15 protein-coding genes are annotated in these 20,688 nt (G+C 65.8%); 2 read left to right on the plus strand and 13 right to left on the minus strand.

The window, feature by feature from the left end:
• Positions 1-93 precede the first annotated feature (93 nt).
• The 6 genes from odhB to purB all read right to left on the minus strand — a co-directional run bounded on the left by odhB (position 94) and on the right by purB (position 8,416).
• Positions 94-1,302 carry a 2-oxoglutarate dehydrogenase complex dihydrolipoyllysine-residue succinyltransferase gene (gene odhB, locus FHS47_RS04855; RefSeq protein ID WP_167023690.1) on the minus strand — a complete coding sequence of 403 codons (1,209 nt, stop codon included), beginning with the start codon at positions 1,300-1,302 and terminating at the stop codon, positions 94-96.
• A gap of 7 nt (positions 1,303-1,309) precedes the next feature.
• Positions 1,310-4,159, minus strand: coding sequence for a 2-oxoglutarate dehydrogenase E1 component (locus tag FHS47_RS04860; protein ID WP_167023693.1), 2,850 nt, complete (start codon positions 4,157-4,159; stop codon positions 1,310-1,312).
• 132 nt (positions 4,160-4,291) lie between these two features.
• Positions 4,292-4,786 (minus strand): hypothetical protein, encoded by a 495-nt coding sequence (locus tag FHS47_RS04865; RefSeq protein WP_167023696.1) that lies wholly within the window; start codon positions 4,784-4,786, stop codon positions 4,292-4,294.
• On the minus strand, positions 4,783-5,985 hold the full coding sequence (locus FHS47_RS04870; RefSeq protein WP_167023699.1) for a cupin domain-containing protein: 1,203 nt from the start codon (positions 5,983-5,985) through the stop codon (positions 4,783-4,785). Before FHS47_RS04870 ends, FHS47_RS04865 begins: the two co-directional genes overlap by 4 nt.
• Positions 5,986-6,003: 18 nt before the next feature.
• The gene (locus FHS47_RS04875) at positions 6,004-6,987 is read right to left on the minus strand and encodes a hypothetical protein (RefSeq protein ID WP_167023702.1); all 984 of its coding nucleotides are present in this window, start codon (positions 6,985-6,987) and stop codon (positions 6,004-6,006) included.
• Positions 6,988-7,048: 61 nt separating this feature from the next.
• Positions 7,049-8,416 carry an adenylosuccinate lyase gene (purB, locus tag FHS47_RS04880; protein WP_167023705.1) on the minus strand — a complete coding sequence of 456 codons (1,368 nt, stop codon included), beginning with the start codon at positions 8,414-8,416 and terminating at the stop codon, positions 7,049-7,051.
• A 261-nt stretch (positions 8,417-8,677) separates the two neighbouring features.
• On the opposite strand from purB, the gene FHS47_RS04885 reads away from it, so the two are divergent.
• Both FHS47_RS04885 and FHS47_RS04890 read left to right on the plus strand, forming a co-directional pair.
• On the plus strand, positions 8,678-11,296 hold the full coding sequence (locus tag FHS47_RS04885; RefSeq protein WP_167023708.1) for a DUF6543 domain-containing protein: 2,619 nt from the start codon (positions 8,678-8,680) through the stop codon (positions 11,294-11,296).
• Positions 11,297-11,422: 126 nt separating this feature from the next.
• The gene (locus tag FHS47_RS04890) at positions 11,423-12,820 is read left to right on the plus strand and encodes a class II fumarate hydratase (RefSeq protein ID WP_167023711.1); all 1,398 of its coding nucleotides are present in this window, start codon (positions 11,423-11,425) and stop codon (positions 12,818-12,820) included.
• 156 nt (positions 12,821-12,976) lie between these two features.
• Here FHS47_RS04890 and FHS47_RS04895 read toward each other — a convergent pair whose 3' ends face one another.
• The 7 genes from FHS47_RS04895 to FHS47_RS04925 all read right to left on the minus strand — a co-directional run bounded on the left by FHS47_RS04895 (position 12,977) and on the right by FHS47_RS04925 (position 20,634).
• Positions 12,977-14,197: a serine hydrolase domain-containing protein gene (locus FHS47_RS04895; RefSeq protein ID WP_167023714.1), complete on the minus strand. Its 1,221-nt coding sequence runs from the start codon at positions 14,195-14,197 to the stop codon at positions 12,977-12,979.
• A gap of 57 nt (positions 14,198-14,254) precedes the next feature.
• Positions 14,255-15,217, minus strand: a complete 963-nt coding sequence (locus FHS47_RS04900) for a hypothetical protein (protein ID WP_167023717.1) — start codon at positions 15,215-15,217, stop codon at positions 14,255-14,257.
• Positions 15,214-16,071: an ABC transporter ATP-binding protein gene (locus FHS47_RS04905; RefSeq protein ID WP_167023720.1), complete on the minus strand. Its 858-nt coding sequence runs from the start codon at positions 16,069-16,071 to the stop codon at positions 15,214-15,216. The genes FHS47_RS04900 and FHS47_RS04905 overlap by 4 nt, the downstream gene beginning before the upstream one ends.
• Positions 16,068-16,442, minus strand: a complete 375-nt coding sequence (locus FHS47_RS04910; protein ID WP_167023723.1) for a GntR family transcriptional regulator — start codon at positions 16,440-16,442, stop codon at positions 16,068-16,070. Before FHS47_RS04910 ends, FHS47_RS04905 begins: the two co-directional genes overlap by 4 nt.
• A 5-nt stretch (positions 16,443-16,447) precedes the next feature.
• Positions 16,448-16,783 (minus strand): hypothetical protein, encoded by a 336-nt coding sequence (locus FHS47_RS04915; RefSeq protein WP_167023726.1) that lies wholly within the window; start codon positions 16,781-16,783, stop codon positions 16,448-16,450.
• 36 nt (positions 16,784-16,819) lie between these two features.
• Positions 16,820-17,002, minus strand: a complete 183-nt coding sequence (locus tag FHS47_RS04920) for a hypothetical protein (RefSeq protein WP_167023729.1) — start codon at positions 17,000-17,002, stop codon at positions 16,820-16,822.
• 1,358 nt (positions 17,003-18,360) lie between these two features.
• The gene (locus tag FHS47_RS04925; RefSeq protein WP_167023732.1) at positions 18,361-20,634 is read right to left on the minus strand and encodes a TonB-dependent receptor; all 2,274 of its coding nucleotides are present in this window, start codon (positions 20,632-20,634) and stop codon (positions 18,361-18,363) included.
• Positions 20,635-20,688: the final 54 nt, after the last annotated feature.

The raw sequence follows: 20,688 nt of genomic DNA on the forward strand, positions 1-20,688 counted from the left end.
GGAACGGCGGTATGCGCTACCGCGTATATGGGGGCGGAACGTGAAAACGGGAGTCTTTCGACTCCCGCCTTCACATGTCCGGTCAAGCGCCCATTACAGGCCGAGCAGCATCCGCTGCGGGTTTTCCAGCTGGTTCTTGATGTCGACCAGGAACAGCACGGCGTCGCGGCCGTCGATGATGCGGTGGTCGTACGACAGGGCGATGTACATCATCGGGGCCGCCACCACCTGGCCGTTCTCGACCACCGGGCGCTCCTTGATGGTGTGCATGCCCAGGATGGCGCTCTGCGGCGGGTTCACGATCGGGGTGGACAGCAGCGAGCCGAAGGTGCCGCCGTTGGTGATGGTGAAGGTGCCGCCCTGGAGGTCGTCCAGGCCCAGCTTGCCGTCACGCGCCTTCTTGGCGTAGCCGATGATGCCCTTCTCGACGTCGGCGAACGACATGTCCTGCACGTCGCGAAGCACCGGCGTGACCAGGCCCTTGTCGGTCGACACGGCGATCGAGATGTCCTGGTACCCGTGGTAGATGATGTCGTTGCCGTCGACCGAGGCGTTGATCACCGGGTAGCGCTTCAGCGCCTCGGTGGCGGCCTTCACGAAGAAGCTCATGAAGCCGAGCTTCACGCCGTTGGCCTTTTCGAACTGTTCGCCCAGCGCCTTGCGCAGCTTCACCACCTCGGCGAGGTTCACTTCGTTGAACGAGGTGAGCATGGCGATGGAGTTCTTCGACTGCATCAGGCGCTCGGCGATGCGGGTGCGGATGCGGGTCATCGGCACGCGCTCTTCCGGACGGCTGCCCGGGGTGGGCTTCGCAGCCGGCGCCGACGCGGCGGCAGGGGCGGAGCCGCCCTTGCTGGCGTTGACCAGGTCTTCCTTCGTGACGCGGCCGTCGCGGCCGGTGCCTGCGACCTTGGACGGGTCGATGTTTTCTTCCACGGCCACGCGGCGGCCGGCCGGGGACAGTTCGTCGACGCCCTTCGGGGCTTCCTTGGTTTCGGCCTTTTCGGCCTTCGGCGCTTCGGCGGCAGCCGGGGCGGCGGCCGGGGCAGGCGCGGCAGCGGCGGCACCTTCCTCGATCACGGCGATCACCTGGTTGCTGGTGACGGTGGCGCCTTCCTCGAACTTGATTTCCTTCAGCACGCCGTCGACGGGTGCCGGCACTTCGAGGACGACCTTGTCGGTCTCGAGGTCGAGGAGGTTTTCGTCGCGCTTGACCGCGTCACCGGCCTTCTTGTGCCAGGTGGCAATGAGCGCGTCGGAGACCGACTCGGGCAGGACCGGGACTTTGACTTCGATGGACATGCTTGTCTTACTCCGCTGCGTGATCGGTGCCGACCGGCGCGACCAGCGCCTGTTCGACGAGCGCCGTCTGTTCGGCGATATGGGTGTTGAGGTGACCGGCGGCCGGTGCCGGCGAGCGGGCACGGCCTGCATACGACAGGCTGTGCTTCGGACCCAGGCAGGCCTGCAGGTGGTGACGGATCTGGAACCAGGCGCCCTGGTTCATCGGTTCTTCCTGGCACCACACCACTTCCTTGGCGGAAGGGTATTTTTCCAGTTCGGCCGAGACTTCCGGGCGCGGGAACGGGTAAAGCTGCTCGATGCGGACGACGGCCACGTCGGTGAGGCCGCGCTTTTCGGATTCCTCGAGCAGGTCGTAATAGACCTTGCCCGAGCACAGCACCACGCGCTTCACCTTCTTCGCCGGCAGGTCGCGATGTTCGCCGATTACGAGCTGGAAGCGGCCGGTGGCCAGTTCGTCGAGCGACGACACGGCCAGCTTGTGGCGGAGCAGCGACTTCGGCGTCATGACGATCAGCGGCTTGCGCACCGGGCGCACCTGCTGGCGGCGGATCATGTGGAAGGCCTGGGCAGGCGTGGTGGGCACGCACACCTGCATGTTGTCCAGCGCGCACAGCTGCAGGAAGCGCTCGAGGCGGGCGGAGGAGTGCTCCGGGCCCTGGCCTTCGTAGCCGTGCGGCAGGAACAGCGCGAGGCCGCAGAGGCGGTCCCACTTGGCTTCGCCGGAGCTGATGAACTGGTCGATCACCACCTGGGCGCCGTTGGCGAAGTCGCCGAACTGGCCTTCCCAGATAGTGAGCTGGTCGGGCGAGGTGGTGGCTTCGCCGTACTCGAAGGCCATGACGGCTTCTTCGGAGAGCAGCGAGTCGATGACCTCGACGCGGGCGTCCTCACGCACCTTCGACAGCGGGAGCAGGGTGTTGCCGGTCTTCTGGTCGTGCAGCACCGCGTGGCGGTGGAAGAACGTGCCGCGGCCCGCGTCCTGGCCCACGACGCGGAGGTCGTTGCCCTCGGCGATCAGCGTGCCGTACGCGAGATTCTCGGCGAAGCCCCAGTCGCCCGGGAGTTCGCCCGCGGCCATCTTGCGGCGGTCTTCGTAGATCTTGGCCACGCGCGAGTGCAGCGTGATGTCGGCGGGCACGTCGAGGATGGCATCGAGCACCTTGGCCATCTGCTCGCGCGACACGCCGGTGTCGACGTCCATCGACAGGCTGTTCCCCTGGAAGCGGGTCCAGTCGACCGGGATGTCGCGCACCGGGTTCGGGTCGATGGCGATCAGCGGCTCGCCCTTTTCGAGGCGGGCGCGATAGTCGTCGAGCATCTTCTGGCCGTCGTCGGCGCCGATGGCCGATTCCTTCACCAGCTGCTGCGCGTAGAGGTCGCGCGTGGTGGGGCGCTTGCGGATCACCTGGTACATCAGCGGCTGCGTGGCCGCCGGCTCATCGGCCTCGTTATGGCCGTGGCGGCGGTAGCAGACGAGGTCGATCACCACGTCCTTCTTGAAGCGCTTGCGGAACTCGTAGGCCAGGCGGGTGACCTGGATCACGGCTTCCGGGTCGTCGCCGTTCACGTGGAACACCGGCGCATTGACCATCTTGGCGAGGTCGGTGCAGTAGAGGGTGGAACGCGCGTCTTCGCGCTTGGAGGTGGTGAAGCCCACCTGGTTGTTCACCACGAGGTGAAGCGTGCCGCCGATGGCGAAGCCGCGGGCCTGCGACATCTGCATCAGTTCCATGTTGACGCCCTGGCCCGCGAAGGCGGCATCGCCGTGGATGAGCACCGCCAGCGACTTGTCGCGCGCGGTGTCGCGGCGGCGCGCCTGGCGCGCATGCACCGAGCCGGCGACCACCGGGTTCACGATCTCGAGGTGCGACGGATTGAAGGCCAGCGCCACGTGCACGCCGCCGTTCGGCGTCTTGACGTCGGCCGAGAAGCCCATGTGGTACTTCACGTCGCCGGAGTGGATGGGGCTGTCGTCGTGCTCGAACTTGCCTTCGAACTCGTTGAAGAGCTGCGAGGGCGCCTTTCCGAGGATGTTCACCAGCACGTTGAGGCGGCCGCGGTGGGCCATGCCGATGACCACTTCCTTCACGCCGTTGTCGCCCGCCGCGCGGACGACGTCGTCGACCATGGGGATGAGGCTGTCACCGCCTTCCAGCGAGAAGCGCTTCTGGCCGACGTATTTCGTGTGCAGGTAACGCTCCAGGCCTTCGGCGGCCGTGAGGGCCTCGAGCACGCGCAGCTTCTCCGCCTTTTGCAGGCCGGGCGAGCCGCCGGCCTGTTCCAGGCGCGAGTGGATCCAGGCGCGCTGGTCGTGGTCGGAGATGTACATGAACTCGGCGCCGACCGTGCCGGTGTAGATCTGCTTGAGCTTCGCGAGAAGCTCGCGCAGCTTCATCCGATGGCCGCCACCGGCGAAGCTGCCGGCGTCGAACTCGGTGTCGAGGTCGGCGTCGGAGAGCCCGTGGAAGGGCAGGCCGAGGTCGGGCGTTTCGATATCCGGAACGGTGAGGCCCAGCGGGTCGAGCTTGGCGGCGATGTGCCCGCGCGAGCGATAGGCCGTGAGCAGGCGCAATACGCCGGCCTGCTTCTGCGCGTACGCATTGTCGACCGGACCGGCGGGGCCGGCGGCGGCGACGCGCCGCTGTTTCTGCGCGGCCTCGATGCGGGCAATGGCACCGGAGTGGGCGACGTCGCCTGCCTCCCGGCCCTTGAAACCCTTGAAATAGGCGTCCCATTCGGCCGGGACGGAGCCGGGATCGGCCAGCCAGGCTTCGTAGACTTGTTCTACGTAATCGGCGTTGCCGCCGGCGAGTTGGGAGGATTCGGAAAACTCGCGGATCAGGTTTGCGCTCACGTCACCACCGGCACACACGAAAAGGACGGGCCGCCGCAAGGCACGTGGGGACAGCCTGCGGCATAAGAATCCGTTAATTATAGCCCCGTGCTGCTGCGCCGCGCCAACCTGAAACGCAGTTTCCGATTTGCGTCAGATACCGAGTGGTCTTATCTGCCACGCCGGCTCCGCCCGCTCCCAGACTTCTTCGAAATAAGCGGTCAGACGAGAGGTCTCTCCGGGGGCGTCGAGGGACCCACGGGCCTCGTAGCGGGTGGCGACGGGCCTGAACAGAAAGCCACCGGCGCAGTCGGTGGCGAAGGCCGATCCGTAGCGGAGCTGGGCTTCCTCGGTCGGCACGCGGATGGCGATCGCGGTGGGCAGGCGCTGGGCGAGGGCCAGCAGGCGGTGGCCCTCGCGATGAGCGCGTTCGGCGTCGTGGGTGAGGACGCGGATCTGGGCCTGCCGGCCGCTCGTGGCGATGCGGCGCAGTTCGGCTTGCGCCGCTTCGCCGTCCAGCAGCCCGGTTTCCAGGAGAGGCAGATAGATGCAGACGCGGTGCCGGGCGGCGGCGAGCAGGCGGACATGGGCGGCTTCCAGACCGGTTCGGTCGTCGGCAGCCAGCAGCATGTCCGCCGGCGGATTCACCGCCGGCGACCCTTGCGCACGCCCAGGTGGCCGTCGTTCACGAGATTCAGCAGCACCGCCTTTTCCGTTCCCTCCGGAGCGCGCTCGAAGGCGAGCTCGCGCTCGCCCGCGAGCCGCTCGGCAAGCGCGGCGGGGCAGTCATAGGCCTGGCCGCTGACATAAAGGGTGGCGTCCTTCTTGCCCTTGATCCACGCAAGGCGCGCGTAGGGATGACGGACGAGCGTGGCGCCCGCTGCCAGCGCCTTGTCGAGCGCCGCTTCGGTCGTGGCCTTCGGTGGCGCGGCGGCCATCTGGGCGTTCCGGTAGCGCGTGATGAAGCGGCCGAACCAGTCGGCCAGCAGGTCGCGGTCGAGCGCCGCGGCGAAGGGCAGCGCCTGGCGCAGCCGGTTCAGGGCCGCGTTGTCGATCTCGCCGGCACGCTTCGCGGGTGCCAGGTCGGGATCGGTATAGCGCAGCTCCTCGGGCATCCGCTCGGCGAGGAAGTCGGACAGATCGACCGTGAGCTCGGCCTGCGAGGGCGCGCGCATGCCGATGGAGATCGTCATGCAGTCGCCGATGGCGACGCCGTCGTGCGGTACGCCCGGCGGGAGGTAGAGCATGTCGCCCGGTTCGAGCAGCCACTCGTGGGTGGGTTCGAACACCTTCAGCTGCTTCAGTTCCACGTCGTCGCGGAAGTCGAGCGGAGCGTCGGGGTCGTCGCTGATTGCCCAGTGACGCTCGCCGACCCCTTGCAGCAGGAACACGTCGTACTGGTCCACATGGGCACCCACGCCGCCGCCGTCCTCCGCATAGGAGATCATGATGTCGTCGACGCGCCAGCTCGGCAGGAAAGCGAAGTGGTCGAGCAGGGCGGCCACGTCGGCGTCCCACTTGTCCACGTCCTGCACCAGCAGGGTCCAGTCGCGCTTGGGCGTCTTGCCGAATTCCGCTTCCTCGAACGGCCCGTTCTTCACCGTCCAGCGGTCGCGCTTCTCGTCGTGCACGATGAGGCGAGCGAGCACGCCTTCCTCGCAGGCCAGCCCGGCCAGGTCGTTCGGCTCGATCGGCGGCTGGAAGTCGGGGAAGGCGTTGCGGATGAGCAGCGGCCGTTTCTGCCAGTAGTCGCGCAGGAACTGGCTGGCGCTCATGCCGAGCGGCTGGCTGGCGCTGCCGCGCACTTCGATGGGGAGCTTTTTACGGGTAGGGGTCTGGATGGCCATGCTTGAATTCTAATCGCGCTAGGAGCGCGTGTTGGCGACCTGGCGCCGGATACGCTCGAGAGTGGGCTGGCACTGAGCTTTCACGAAGCGGACGAACCAGGGTGTGTCCGCGGTGCGCAGCGGCTCGAGATCCTTGTCGCTCAGGAACCCGACGCAGATCTGGTCGTCGATGCGGTGTGCATCGGCCAGCGCCTGAAGATCGCTCTTCGCGGCGGGCATGTCATCGAGCAAGACATGATCGACGGCAATGTTGTACGCGGCGAGCGGGTCGGTGGCGCTGACCGTGGAGAACGCCGCGATGCTTTCCTCGATAGCCTTGCGCCACTCCGGGCTGCCCTTGGTGGCGCGCTTGGCCATTTCCCCGAGCGCGATGCCGTAAGGCTCCACCAGCTCGGACTTGTCGGTGGCATGGGCCATGCCGTCCCGGGCCGTCTGGAGCGCCTTCGCGAGCATGGCGTCGACGTCCTCCGGCCGCTCGGCTGCCTTGGCGGCGTCGAGGTAGCCATGCGCCACGAAGTAGTAGGCCATGCCGCGGGCCACATCCTTCGGGTCCTTCGCGTGCGCTTCCCCGGCGATGTAGGTGGCAATCAAGGCTTCGGCCTGGGCCAGTCGTGCGTCCCGCTCGGCTGCGGGGCCCGACACCGCTTGGCGCAGCAGCGCGAGGGATTCCTGCCCCCGGGCCATATTTATCCAGTTCGACGAAGGATCTTCGTTTGCAATCACGAAGGCCATGCCTTCCCTGGTGTTCTCCACCATGGCCGCCTTGCATGCGGGCTCATGCGCGAGGTCCGCCCAGGAGAGCTGGTCGAATGCCAGGTAGGCACGCCAGTCTTCCGGCTTCTCCCGCGCTTTCAACTCTGCGAGTTGGTCGAGGACGTTGTCGGCGCGTGTACACACCGCCTTCAGCCGATCGATCTGCCTTCCGGCGAGATCCTGGATGGCGGTGGCCTGTGCCAGCGCCGGTACAAGCAGCAAACCGAATGCGCACGAGCGAACGAACATGAACCATCCCCTGTAATGGTTGCGCGTAATGGCTGCGCGCCGATGCCGGCGCGCGATGATGTCAGACCGACTTCGCGAGCTTTTCCGCAAGGCCGATATAGGTAGCGGGCGTCAGTTCGGCGAGCGCCTGCTTCGCCTCGGCGGGCAGGTCGAGGCCGGCGATGAAGGCACGCATGGAGTCTTTCGTGATGCCCTGGCCGCGGGTCAGGGCCTTCAGCTGCTCGTACGGCTCCGGCAGCCCGTAGCGACGCATCACCGTCTGCACGGCTTCGGCGAGCACTTCCCAGCTGGCGTCGAGGTCGGCGGCGATGCGCTCGGCGTTGACGTTGAGCTTGCCCAGCCCCTTCATCAGGGATTCCAGCGCCACCAGCGAATGGCCGAAGGCCGTGCCCAGGGCGCGCAGGACGGTGGAGTCGGTGAGATCGCGCTGCCAGCGGCTGATCGGAAGCTTCTCGGCGAAGTGGCCAAGCAGGGCGTTGGCGAGGCCAAAGTTACCTTCGGCGTTCTCGAAGTCGATGGGATTGACCTTGTGCGGCATCGTGGAAGAGCCGACTTCGCCGGCCTTCAGCGCCTGGCGGAAGTAACCCAGCGAAATGTAACCCCAGATATCGCGGGCGAGGTCGATCAGGATGACGTTGATGCGGCGGAGCACGTCGGCGAACTCGGCGATGCCGTCGTGCGGCTCGATCTGCGTGGTGTACGGATTGAAGGTGAGCCCCAGGCCGTCGACGAAACCGGCGGCGAGCGCCGGCCAGTCCACGCCCGGATAAGAAACGACGTGCGCGTTGTAGTTGCCCACGGCGCCATTGATCTTGCCGGGGATCTCGATGGCGACGAGTTGGCGGCGCTGGCGTTCCAGGCGCGCGACCACGTTGGCGATTTCCTTGCCCAGGGTGCTCGGCGAAGCGGTCTGGCCGTGCGTGCGCGAAAGCAGCGAGAGGCCGGCGTACTCGTGGGCGAGGCCGCGCAGCTTCGCGATCACCTGGTCGAGTGCCGGCAGCAGGACGTCCTGGCGGGCGTCGCGCAGCATCAGCGAATAGGCGAGGTTGTTGATGTCCTCGCTGGTGCAGGCGAAGTGCACGAACTCCTTGGCCTGGGCCAGGGACGGATCGCTGCCGATCTTCTCCTTGATGAAGTATTCCACCGCCTTGACGTCGTGGTTGGTGGTGGCTTCGATGGCCTTGATGCGCTCGCCGTCTTCCACCGAGAAGTTGTTCGCGATGGCCAGCAGGCGCGTTACCGCCTCGGCGGAGAATGCGGGCAGTTCCACGATGCCCGGCTGGGCGCCCAGCGCCAGCAACCAGTGGATCTCCACGTGCACGCGCCGGTGCATGAGGCCGAACTCGCTGAAGATCGGGCGCAGCGGCTCCGCCTTGGGGGCGTAGCGGCCGTCCAGCGGCGAAAGGGCGGTCAGCGTGGCGTGGGACATGAGGGGCATTCCTGGAGATGGGGCGGGTGCAGCCATCCATTATAGGGCAGCGTCCGGCCCCATCCCTCGAGTCGGCGAAAACTGGCATGGCAGTGAGCAGTGGACCGGCAGCCCGGCCCGCCGCAGCCCCTATAAAGTGCCGCGGGCCCGGCCTTGCGTCGGCGCTTCCATCGCACCCCTTGCGTCCCCGGCCGCGATATCCCTTCGGGGCCGGAAGCAGACGCGCGACCGAACCACACCAGGGAAAGGAGCATCGAACGAATGGACCCGTCCTCGTCCTACACCGCCCGCTTGGGACTTCTGGCCGCACTGATGGCAACCACGGCATGGCCGGCCCTTCCCGCGTCCGCGCAGGTCGCCGCCTCTTACCGCGGGAATGAAGACGCCCCGAGCGCCCCACCCGGCGTGGCAGCAGCGGAGCAACACCCTTGGCAGCCGGGCACCGCGCTGGCGGTGTCGCCATTCACACTGACCTTCACCACGCCGGACGACGCGCATGCCTATGGGGAAATGGCGGCCCGGGCGTACGCGCTGCCGGTCCCTGATGCCCGCTCGGTGGCGAAAGCCTTCCTGCGCGAGCGGCTGGGTGTGGACGGCGATGCCTACGTCGTCGCGCACTTCGCTTCACCGCGAGCTCGCTTGCTGGGCCAGCCCGATCATTGGATGACGCTTACCGATGCCTTGATGGAGGCCTTCCCGGAACATTCCCGGCACACTTTTTTTGCGGGGGCATCCGACGCCGTCGGTGGTGTGACGTCGGGAGGCAGGGCGAGTCCGGGCGTGATCGCGCTCGTAGGCAATCTGGTCCACGGCAAGGATGTACGGGAGTGCTTCACGAACATCGGCCGGTTCCTGTGGAGCCGGACGGGGCCCGGTTACGTTTACAACACATTCTTCGCCAACGGAAACGTCATCGACACAGTGAGCGAGGACGCGCGAACGCTGGACGAGGCCTTCGGCGTGTTCGCTGCCGGAGGAAACTTCAAAGGGGACACGGGACTGCAGCTTTCGCACATCGTCGGCGCATTCAAGGAGAAGGGCGCCTTCTCCGAGCTTCCCTATGTCAAGCGGCTGTACCGCGAGCTCGACACATACTGGGATGCCGTGCGCACCGATTGGCCCGTGCTCGCCCGTTACCGGTTCGTCCAGCAGGCTCGCCGGGCGCGCATGAGGGGAGAGTTGACGCAGGCTGCCTATGAACTCGTCATGCGTGGCGGTGCCCCGCATGTGCCCCTGAATGGTCCCATCACCCTTGCGCAACTCCGCGACGCGCGCCCGTCGGCAGAGCCTGTGGTCATGCGGCGCTTCGACATCAATGGGTACTTCGCCAGCAATCTCGTTCGCTTCCTCGACAAGGGTGGCAGCGAGGTGCTGTATCTCCCAGGCGCCGACTCGCCATTCGTGGCCTTCGCCTCCGAGGGCGATCTTCGCCGCTGGGCGCTGGCGCAAGCGAAAGACCCGGGCAAGCTGGAGGCGCTGCTTGCGCGTTTCTCGGTTTACGACGGCCAGGATGGCACGTTCTGGACCGGGGTGAGGCACGCGCTGGACAACCTCGCCTCGGGCAAATGGGAAGCGGACGCGGGCACGATCGATCACGCGGGCGCCATCATTGCCAGCGACGTGTTCGCAGATATGCGTGCGCAGACGGAAAGGCGGTGGCGCGACGATGCCGGGATGAAAGTCGGCACCGCGTGGGAAGCCTGGCGCACCGCGATCAATCGCACCGTGGTGTTGCTGGGCCCGCTGGGCTACGCACCGGCGCTGGCCATTCCCATGCAGGTCGGCACGGGCCTCGTCAGTCTCGGTACCGGCATCGATCAGGGCGTGCGCGGGCGAACGGAACAAGCAAGGCGCAGCGGCGTGGAGCAGACCGTGATGACCGTGGTCGGCAACGTGCCTCTTGGCGTCGGTCTTGGCGGGCTGCGCAAGCCCAAGGCCATCGGTGATGGCACGACGTCCGTATTCGTGGCGCCACGCAGGGTGAACGGCAGGATCGGCTACCTGATGGGGCAGACCAGGCCCCTCCGCATCTTGCCGACGTTGCACGAGGACGCCACCTATCCTCGCCTCGACCCGGTCGCCGAAGCGGGGCCGCCCACCACGGCGAGGGCCAAGGAAAAGGCGCTGACCGACGCCGGTTACATCGTACTGGCCGTACCGGAAAACCACGCGAGCAGGGTACTGGCCGTCATCGAACTGAAGAAGGAGGAGATCGCCGCGCGGCAGGCCGAACTGGCCGAAGTGGGCGACAGCGAGCCGAAGCGGAACGCGCTCGGTTACCTCACCTCCACGGACCGCCCCTTCCTCTACCGGGTGGATTCCCGATCGCCGCAGCAGCTTCTGGCGCGGGGAGGGTTCGGCCCGTCCAGGGATTTCATCGACGTGGAACCGCTATTGCCGGGCGAGGCGACGATCGCCAGCGACTCCATGGGTGCAAGCACGGACATCCTGCATTCGTGGGCGAGCGATCCCGCAAACAGCCACCTCGGCGCGTTCTTCCAGTACGTGGTCCGCACCGGAGGGCGAGAAGTCGCGTCGGTATCGGACAACGCCATTCCGGGGGCGGATCCGGCCATGAGCGAGGTCCACTTTCCTTCGGACATCGGTCCTGACGACATCTATGTCGTGGATTCCACCGACGCGAATTATGCGAAGGCGATCAGCGAGATCATCGAGTCGGAGCATGTATCGACGCCGTACGGCGTTCCGTTGGAGGCGCTGGTGGAGTACATGGACGGCCGTCTCGACATCCACGCGCCGAACCGGTTCTCGGAGCATCATCTCGACGCCGACCTGGTTTCCGTGCCTGGACGGCAGCCCGGCGCGGCATCGGACGAAGGTACGGCTTCGACCGCCAAGCTCCCATCGGCCGCTCGATGAGCCGTTCCGGATGCGGTCGCCAGCGCGCGATCGCACCCGGTTTTCCGATGCATGCACCTGTAAATGCACGTCCCATGGCCTTACCTTAGGAAGTCACCCAAACCAGCCTTTATCCGGAGTCCGCACATGAGCAAGTTCCGCACCGAACGCGACAGCATGGGCGAGTTGAAGGTGCCCGCCAAGGCGCTTTATGGGGCCCAGACCCAGCGGGCCGTGGAGAACTTCCCGGTATCCGGACTGACCATGCCACGCGAGTTCATCCGCGCGTTGGGCCTGATCAAGTCGGCCGCGGCCGAGGCCAACGTGAAGCTGGGCCACCTCGACAAGGCTTCCGCGAAGGCCATCCGTGATGCCGCCGCCAGGGTGGCCGCTGGCGAGGTGGACGAGCATTTCCCCATCGACGTCTTCCAGACCGGGTCGGGCACCAGTTCCAACATGAATGCGAACGAGGTGATCGCGCACCTCGCCGCGGCAAGCGGCCGCCAGGTGCATCCCAACGATCACGTGAACGCCGGACAGAGTTCCAATGACGTGATCCCGACCGCGATCCTGGTGAGCGCCACGCTGGCGACGAGCGAAAAGCTGCTTCCGGCGTTGAAGCATCTGCGCAAGACCATCGACGGGCGCGGGAAGGAACTGAAGAAGGTGGTGAAGACGGGGCGCACCCATTTGATGGACGCGATGCCGATCACGTTCGGCCAGGAATTGTCGGGCTGGTCGGCGCAGATCGCCGACGCCGCCGAGCGCATCGGCGACACCCTGAAGCGCACCCGTCGTCTGCCCCAGGGCGGCAGCGCCGTGGGCACCGGCATCAACGCCGACCCGAACTTCGGGCCGGCCGTAGCCGTCGAACTGACGAAGCTGACGGGCGTGAAATTCGAATCGGCGGAGAACTACTTCGCCGGGATGGCCGCGCAAGATACGCCGGTGGAGCTTTCGGGCCAGCTTCGCACGCTGGCCGTGGCGGTGATGAAGATCGCGAACGACCTTCGCTGGATGAACTCCGGGCCGCTTGCCGGCCTGGGCGAGATCGAACTGCCCGCCCTGCAACCCGGTTCGTCGATCATGCCGGGCAAGGTCAATCCGGTGATACCGGAAGCGGCGGCGATGGTGGCCGCGCAGGTCATCGGTAACGACGCCACGATCGCCATTGCCGGCCAGTCGGGCAACTTCCAGCTCAATGTCATGCTGCCGGTCATCGCGTACAACCTGCTGCAGTCCATCGAGATACTCGCCAACGTCGTCACGCTGCTCGCCGACAAGGCGATCGCAGGGTTCAAGGTGAACGAGGAACGCATCCGCGAGGCGCTGGACAAGAATCCGATCCTGGTCACCGCGCTCAATCCCGTCATCGGCTACGAGAAGGGCGCGGCCACGGCAAAGCAGGCTTACAAGGAGAAGCGGCCCATCATGGACGTGGCGCTGGAAACCACGGGTCTTTCGAAAGCCGAGCTGGCGAAACTGCTCGATCCCGCCGCGCTGACCAAGGGCGGCATCCATGGCGGTGGCGGCGGCGGTGGCTGATCGCCATCCCTACGCAAACAGGGATCCAGGGCCGCGGCGCGCATTCGGGCGGTAAGGCTCTGGATTCCTGCGTTCGCAGGAATGACGGGTAGGCGGTTGGTTGGCTCCCTCAATGCCGTCGTCCCTGCGAAGGCAGGGACCCAGCGACTCACTCCCTTACAACACGCAGGCCGGATGCCGATTCGGCAGCACCGGCTCCGATCGCAGGGCCGGCCGGTCGTAAGGGACGTAGCTGCTCCAGTACCACGGGAAGCAGGTCTTCCCCAGAATGTCGTCGAGCAGGTACGCGAAGATCGACTCGCCGTTCGAGCTGTTGCTCATCATCAGCACGCAGGTCGTCGAACGTTCCAGGCACACGAAGAGGTTGTTGGTGCCGTCGTCGTGTCCTTCCTTGAAGAACGCCGGGCCGCGCGGCGATTCGAACGTTCCCACGCCCATGGCGTAACCGAGCGAGATGGAATCGTTGTCCTTGGAGTCGGCGAGTCCAATGGTGGGGAACTGGCGCACCGAATGGATCTTCACCACCGGCTTGAGCCAGATGCGATACGTGGCGGGCTTCAGCCCGTCGCCGCGGGACATTGCCGCGAGCAGGTTGGCGTAATCGGCGATGGTCGTATCCATCGAGCCGGCCGCACGCACCGATTCGCGTCGCTTGTGGCCGAGCGGCTTGCCCGCCTCGTCGTAGCCGATGGCCACGTTGTCCGCGAAGTCGTCGCGCCAGACCATGCCGCTGCGCTTCATGCCGTAACGCTCGAAAAGCCGTGACTTCATCAGCTGCCCCACATCGATGCCCTTGCCGTTCTCGAGCACGAACTGCAGCAGGTTGATGCCTTCGCCGGAGTAGCCATAGCGCGTGCCGGGATCGAAGTAGAACATGAGCTTGCCATCCGGATCGTAGTCCTTCCCGGGATGCCAGAAGCGGAAGTTGGGAAACCCGGTGCGATGGCTGAGCAGGATCGACGGCGTGAGCTTCCGCCAGCGTTCGTCGCCCGCGAGGTCGGCGTACTTCGGGTAGTCGGGAAGCGGCTTCGGCAGGTCCTTCGCGATGCTCGCGTCCAGGTCCAGCTTTCCCTCGTCGACCAGGGACATCGTGGCATAGGCGAACGCGGCCTTGGTGAGCGACGCCGCATACATCACCGTATCGGTGGTGAGCGGCAAGCCCCTTTCCACGTCGCGCTGTCCGTATGCCTTCACGGACACGACCTTGCCGTTCTCGACGATGGCGACCGCGAATCCCGGCACCTTCGCTTCCTTCATGAGGAAAGCGATGCGCGCGTCCAGCGCGTCGCCACGGAGCGGCGCCGTTTCGGCAGCCAGAGCAGGTACGGTGGGAACGGAAACAGCCAGGAGCGAACCGAACAGCAGCGAACGAAACATCGTGCGTCCTCCCTAAAGGAGACGGCTCCCGAAGGAGCCGTCCGTTGTCGTCGAAGTTCAGCTGTCGTCGCGCCAGCGGCGGAACCAGATGGCGCCGGCGATCATCGCCACGCCTGCCACCGCGCCGATCCAGAGCGAGGGGCTGGCCAGGGCGCTGTAGTGATAAGCCAGGCCCATGCTGTTCACCAGCGAGGCCGGATCGTCGTGGCCTATACCGCTCAGCGAGGAGGCGTTGCTAACCCAGCCGCCCGGCACCAGGCTACCCAGCAAGCGACCCACCACGTTCGACCAGAACCACTCGCTCGAGAGCCTGGTGTCATTCAGCAGGCCGAACCAGGCCACGATCACGCCGGCACCGATAGGAAGGGCGATGGCCCAGAGGAATGGCTTGCTACGGGCCCAGGACGAGCAGAGCAACAGCCAGCCGATGGTCGGCAGCGCCCAGATCGCATACAGCGGGATCAGCAGGATCATGTTCAGCACGACGCGGATGGGGTGAGCGGCCATCAGCAGGCCCCAGAGGCCCACGCCATGCATGGAGGCGACCACGGCGAACAGGAAGCTCATCGCCAGGCCTACGATCACTCCGACCACCACCGCGATCGCCGGAGCCAGCAGAGCGGCGCTTGCGACCTTCGAAAGCACCGTCGACGTGTCCGACAGCGGCAGCGACTTCCAGAACAGCACGCTGCGGTCGCGGCGATCGTCGTAGAGCGCGCCGAGGCAGTAGAAGAACACCACGATGGCCGTAACGCACAAGACGATGCCGGCGATGGCGTAGAGCGAGATGTCCATCACCGCGCCCGCATTGTTCATGTCCTGCACGCTCATCGTGGCATGCATGTCCATGCCGCCGTATTTGAACATGCCCCAGTTGTTGCGCCGTCCGAAGACCTCGCCGAGGATGATCCCCATGACGTTCAGCGCGAGGAAAACGATGCCGGTGACCACGGGTGCCCAGAAGAAGCCGCCCTTGTGTTCCCAGAATTCGCGCTTGACCAGCCAGTAGAAGGTTTTCATGCGTAGGTGCCCTTCATGGTGGCGACGAAGAGGTCGCTGATCGACGGCCGCCTGACTTCGCCGAGGCGTTCGAGCTGCGGCCGGCTCACGTTGTCGAAAAGGAAGATGCTCTTGCCGAATACCTGCCGCTCGTCGAGGGGTTTCAGTTCGCGTGCCGCGGCCGCCATGTCCGAACCGACCAGGACTTCGGCGAAGCGCTCGCCCAGGCTGTCCATGTCCGTGTCGAGCACGATCTTTCCGTCGCGGATGAACATCAGGTCGGTGAGGATGTGTTCGATCTCTTCAACCTGATGGGTGGTGACCAGGATCGTTTTCTCCTCGTCGAAGTAGTCCTCCAGCAGGCTCTGGTAGAACTGCTTGCGGTAGAGGATGTCCAGGCCCAGGGTGGGTTCGTCGAGGATCAGCAGCTTCGCGTCGATCGACATCACCAGCGCCAGGTGCAACTGCACGATCATGCCCTTGGACAGCTGCTTCACCTTCTGGCCCCTCTGCAGCTTGGTGCGGGCGAGGAAGGCGTCGCACTTGGCGCGGTCGAAGCGGGGATGGGTGTTGGCCACGAAATCGACGGCGTCGCCCACCTTCAGCCAGCGGGGCAGAACGGCCACGTCGGCGATGAAGCACACCTGTTCCATCAGCTTGTCGCGTTCCTTGCGCGGATCCAGTCCGAGGACGTTGAGCTGGCCGTCGAACGTCGTGAGGCCCAGGATGGCCTTCAGTGCCGTGGTCTTGCCGGCACCATTGGGGCCGATAAGACCGACGATGCGGCCGGATTCGATCTGGAACGAGGCCGAATCCAGCGCAAGCGACGTCTTGTAACGCTTGCTCAGGCCGGTGGCGGTGACGACCGCTGTCATGACGGGTCCTCCGTGGAGCCGCTGGCTTCACGCATCAGGGTTTTGAGATCGAGGCCCATGCGCTGCAGGCGGGCATACAGGGCCGGCCATTCCTCGCGCAGGAAGCGCTCCCTTTCACTCTTCAGCAGCGCTTCGCGCGCCCCATCGATTACGAACATGCCAAGACCCCTCCGTTTCTCAACCAGTTGTTCGTCGACCAGCTCTTGGTACGCCTTCGAAACGGTCAGGGGATTGATCTGGAAATCCCCCGCGACCTGGCGCACCGACGGCAGCGGGTCGCCTTCGTTCAAGGCGCCGTCCAGGATCATGGCCACCACGCGTTCGCGGAGCTGGCGATAAATCGGGACGCTGTCGTTCCAGGTGATGGACATGTATGTCATTCCTTCGCCGTCTGGCGCAGTGCGTTACCGAACGAATAGTAGGGCATGGCCAGCTGCGCACGGATCAGCGCGGCGGCCCGTTCCTCCGCGTTGCGCTTGAGCGCATCCGCGGCGGAATCGAAAGTGGCCTCGCTCAGCAGTGCCGCCTCGCGCACATCGGCGGCGGTGGGGCGGACTTCGAGCGAAGGCAGGTCGACGACGGCGGTGCCGTTGACGAAGTGGGGAGCGGCGAGCATCGCCGCCGCGCGGTCATCGAAGGAGCGCAGGGCGAACACGGCGGTGCCGGCGATCAGGACAGATGCGGTCAGGGCGATCAGATTCGGCGCTTTCATGGGACGACTCCGATGACGTGCTGTGTGATGCCAGGGTTAGAGGGAGGCGACGTTCGCGCCGGTGTCGGCGTAGACGACGATGGGGGCCAGGTCGGTGACCTTGGTGCCGTTGATCTCGGTGAGCGGGGCAGCGGTGGTGGACGTGCTGCTGAACACGCCGAGCGTGAAGGCGGCGATGGCGACGGAGGCGGCCAGGGCGATGTAGTTCGGGCTTTTCATGGTGTCTGCTCCTGTGGTGCTGTGGGTGACCGGTGTTGTAGTGAACTATAACACCAGATTTTTAGTCGTCAACCAGAATTTTGCGAAATTCCATATGACTTATGGCCTATGCCGTGCCGGGGTGTGCTGGTGCGGTGAGCCGGCGGGGCACCCGTTCTGATGCGGGATTGCCCGTAAAGGTTTAGCTCGGCGGGGCCTTGTTGCTTGGAGTTCTTGTGCTTTTCGCTTCGTAGGTTGGGCTCGCCTTGCGGCATCGCATCGGCGCGTGTGCCGGCACTGGGAAGCCGGCAGCCGTCGCCCTCGCCGCGAAGACTTACGTCGTTCCTTGCGAAAGGAGAGCCGCTGCGCGGCTGGTGTCTGATGGCTTCGCCGCGGCGGACCCGGGCGTCCGGGCGGGGGTTTCCGACTCGGCCTCCTGCCTCGGCGGAAACGGCGGGCCGTCCTGGCCCGCCCCTGCGGGCCTTTTCCACCCGCACGCCCTCGACTCCAGACATCGCGGCGAGGGCGACGGCTGCCGGCATCGGACGGTGCGGTGGTGTGTTGTGTAGTGCGTGGCGCGGCGTCGTTTGTTCGGTCTGTGGCGACCGTCCGCGCTTGAGTCGCTGGGTGCCTGCCTTCGCAGGCACGACGATATGCGGCAAGAAAACCCGGCACCGATGCCCACGACATACGAGTACCCGGTGCTTTGTGTGGGAGCCGGCTACGCCGGCGATCCCGCGGCAGCGGGCAAGCTTGTCCCGAGCACCCATCGCCGCTGAAGCGGCTCCCACACAAAGCGATGCGGCTCCCACAAGAGCGCGATGCGACGGTATCGCAGCGTCCCCACCTACCGTCGTGCCTGCGAAGGAAGGCACCCAACGCCTCCGTCGACAAGATGCGAGAGCAGCCATCAGCTCCTGCTCCGGCTCTCCCACCACCAACCCGCACCGCCCGCTGCCAGTACCCGTTCCCCTCGCCGCGATGTCTGGAGTCGAGGGCGTGCGGGCGGAAGAGGCCCGAAGGGGGCCGGCCTGGACGGCCCGCCGTCTTCGCCGAGGCACGGAGGCCGAGTCGAAGACCCCCGCCCGGACGCCCGGGTCCGCCGCGGCGAAGCCATTAGACACTAGCCGCGTAGCGGCTCTCCTTTCGCAAGGAACGACGTAAGTCTTCGCGGCGAGGGGAGCGAGTACTGGCTTCCCGACCACGTACGAGCGCCGAGCGCGAGGCCGAACAGGCGAGCCCACCCTACGAAGCGAACCCCACCAAGTACCAAGCAACAAAGCGACATCGCCGCACCGTACCCTCCCAGCCTCCGCGAAGAACAAAAAAAGGCCGGCCCCGAGGGGCCGGCCTTCCGTCGATCGCGATGGTCGCTGCGCTTACAGCTCTGCGCGGAACTCCACGCCGATGATCCGCGGATCGTTCACGAACGCGGTGCGGTTGTTGAAGTCGATACCGCCCGTGATGACCTTCTTGTTCGTGATGTTCCGGCCATACAGAGCCACTTCGCGCTTGCCGAAGTCCCAGTTGTAGCCGATGCGGATGCCGCCTTCGAGGAAGGGCTTGCTGCGGAACTCTTCCGAGTCGTACAGGAAGAAGTTCACCTCGCTACGGTAGTTCCAGTCGGTGTACACGAAGAACTCACCGCTTTCGCCATACGGGATGCCATAGCGGGCCGTCCAGGTGCCGATCCACTTCGGTGCGTTAGGCAGCACGTTGCCGTCGATGAGAGCGTTGCCGCTCGCGTTCAGCGGATCGATCACCGTGCAGCCGCCGCCGCACGGCGCGACGGCCAGGTTGCGGTCCTTCAGCTCGGTGTGGTTGTAGCTGCCGCCGGCGGTCATGTAGAAGTTCGGCGTCAGATAGGCTTCGAGGTCGAACTCGGCGCCGTAGCCTTCCGTCTTCTTCGCGTTGATCAGCTGGGTGACGTTGGTCGCACCGCCCACGGCCGTGAGCTGCTGGTTGTGCATGTTGTACTTGTACACGTCGGCGTTGAAGCGCAGCTTGTTGTCGTCCGACGTGGACTTGTAGCCGATCTCGTAGGACGTGATCGTTTCCGGCTTCGCCGTGGAGATGCTGTTCGCGAAGTTGATGCGGCCCTGCACGCTGGGCGCGCGGAAGCCGTTGGCGATGCGTGCGTATACGTTCGAGTTTTTCGACAGCTGCCACGTACCGGTCAGGTCGCCGCTCCAGCGTGCGTCGGTGGGCTGCGAGGTGAGCGGGCCGACGGGGCCGGTGAAACCGAGGAAGCGCTCGGCCTTGAAGTCGCGCTTGTCGTGCGACCAGCGCGCGCCGGCGCGCACGTCGAAGTCGTCGGTGAAGTTGTAGTCGGCCGAGCCGAACACCGCCCAGGCTTTCGTGCGCTGGCTCTGGTCGACCCAGCCGTTGAGTGCGTGGTTGTTGAGCGTGTCGTACGAGAAGTTGGTGATCGCGATGTCTTCGTCGAAGTAGTACGTGCCGACCTGCCACTTCAGGCGTTCGGCGCTGTCGTTCGACAGGCGGAATTCCTGGGTGATCTGGCGATCCTTCGGCAGCGCGTCCGCGGTCTCGGAATAGAACGGGGTCACGCGGTTGGTGGCGCTGGGCTTCGCGGGCGTGCCGGATGCGTCGTAACCGCCGTCGACGTCGCCGAGACTGTACGTGGTGGCGCGCTCGAGGCCCGTGATCGAGGCGAAGTTGAGGTCGCCAAAGTGCCAGTTCAGGTGCAGGTTGCTGCCCCAGGTGAACAGGTGCTGTTTGTTGCGGCCGTCCTGCGAAACCGAGTCGCGATCGAAGCCCGGCACGAACTGGTCGCCGCCGAGGGTGATGGCATTCGCGCGGTTGACCATGGCGCTGCCGTCGAGCCAGCGGCCGTGCACGTTGATCAGGGCGTCGAAGTCGTCCGACGCCTTATACAGCGCCTGGAGACGCACGGCGCGGTCGTTGTAGCCGCCGAGATCGTCCTTCTTTCCGGTGTAGTCGTTGTCGATCCAGCCGTCGCGGTGCTGGGCGAGGGCGGAAACGCGACCCGACCAGCTCGAGCTGAGCTTGCCGCCGATGGCGGCCTCGGCGTTGGAGGTGCCGTACGAACCGTAGGACACGCGGGCGTAACCCTCGGTTTCCTGCGTGGGCTTGCGCGATTCGAACTTGATCACGCCGGCCGGGGAATTGCGGCCGAACAAGGTGCCCTGCGGGCCGCGCAGCACTTCCACCTGCTCCAGGTCGAAGAGCGGGAAGCCCTTGAGGATCGGGTTCTCCTGAACGATGTCGTCGTAAACCATCGACACCGGCTGCGATGCGTTGAGGTCGAAGTCGCTGTTGCCGAGGCCGCGGATGTAGAAGCGCGGAAACTCGCGGCCGTACGACGTCTCGGCGTAGACGCTGGGGGCGCGCGACGCGAGCTGCAGCACGCCGTCGCCGGCCTGGCCGAAAGCCTCCAGCTTTTCAGCCGTGACCACGGTCATCGAGATGGGCACCTTCTGCAGATCTTCCGTGCGCTTTTCGGCGGTCACGTTGATGGTCTGCAGCGTGGCGGTGCGGGAAGGCGCGTCGGAGGGCTGCGTTTCCTGCTGGGAGGCGTCCTGGGCGATAGCCGTACCCGCGGCGAGCGCGGAGGCGATGGACAAGGCAATGACGAGACGTCGCGGCGTGCGGCGCGGGCTTGCGAAGGACATGGGTTGTTTCCGCCTGGGATGCGTGGGTGGGAGAAGCGTCTCGCCCACTGCGGT

The sequence above is a fragment of the Luteibacter sp. SG786 genome (genome assembly GCF_011759605.1).
Classification (GTDB): Bacteria; Pseudomonadota; Gammaproteobacteria; order Xanthomonadales; family Rhodanobacteraceae; genus Luteibacter.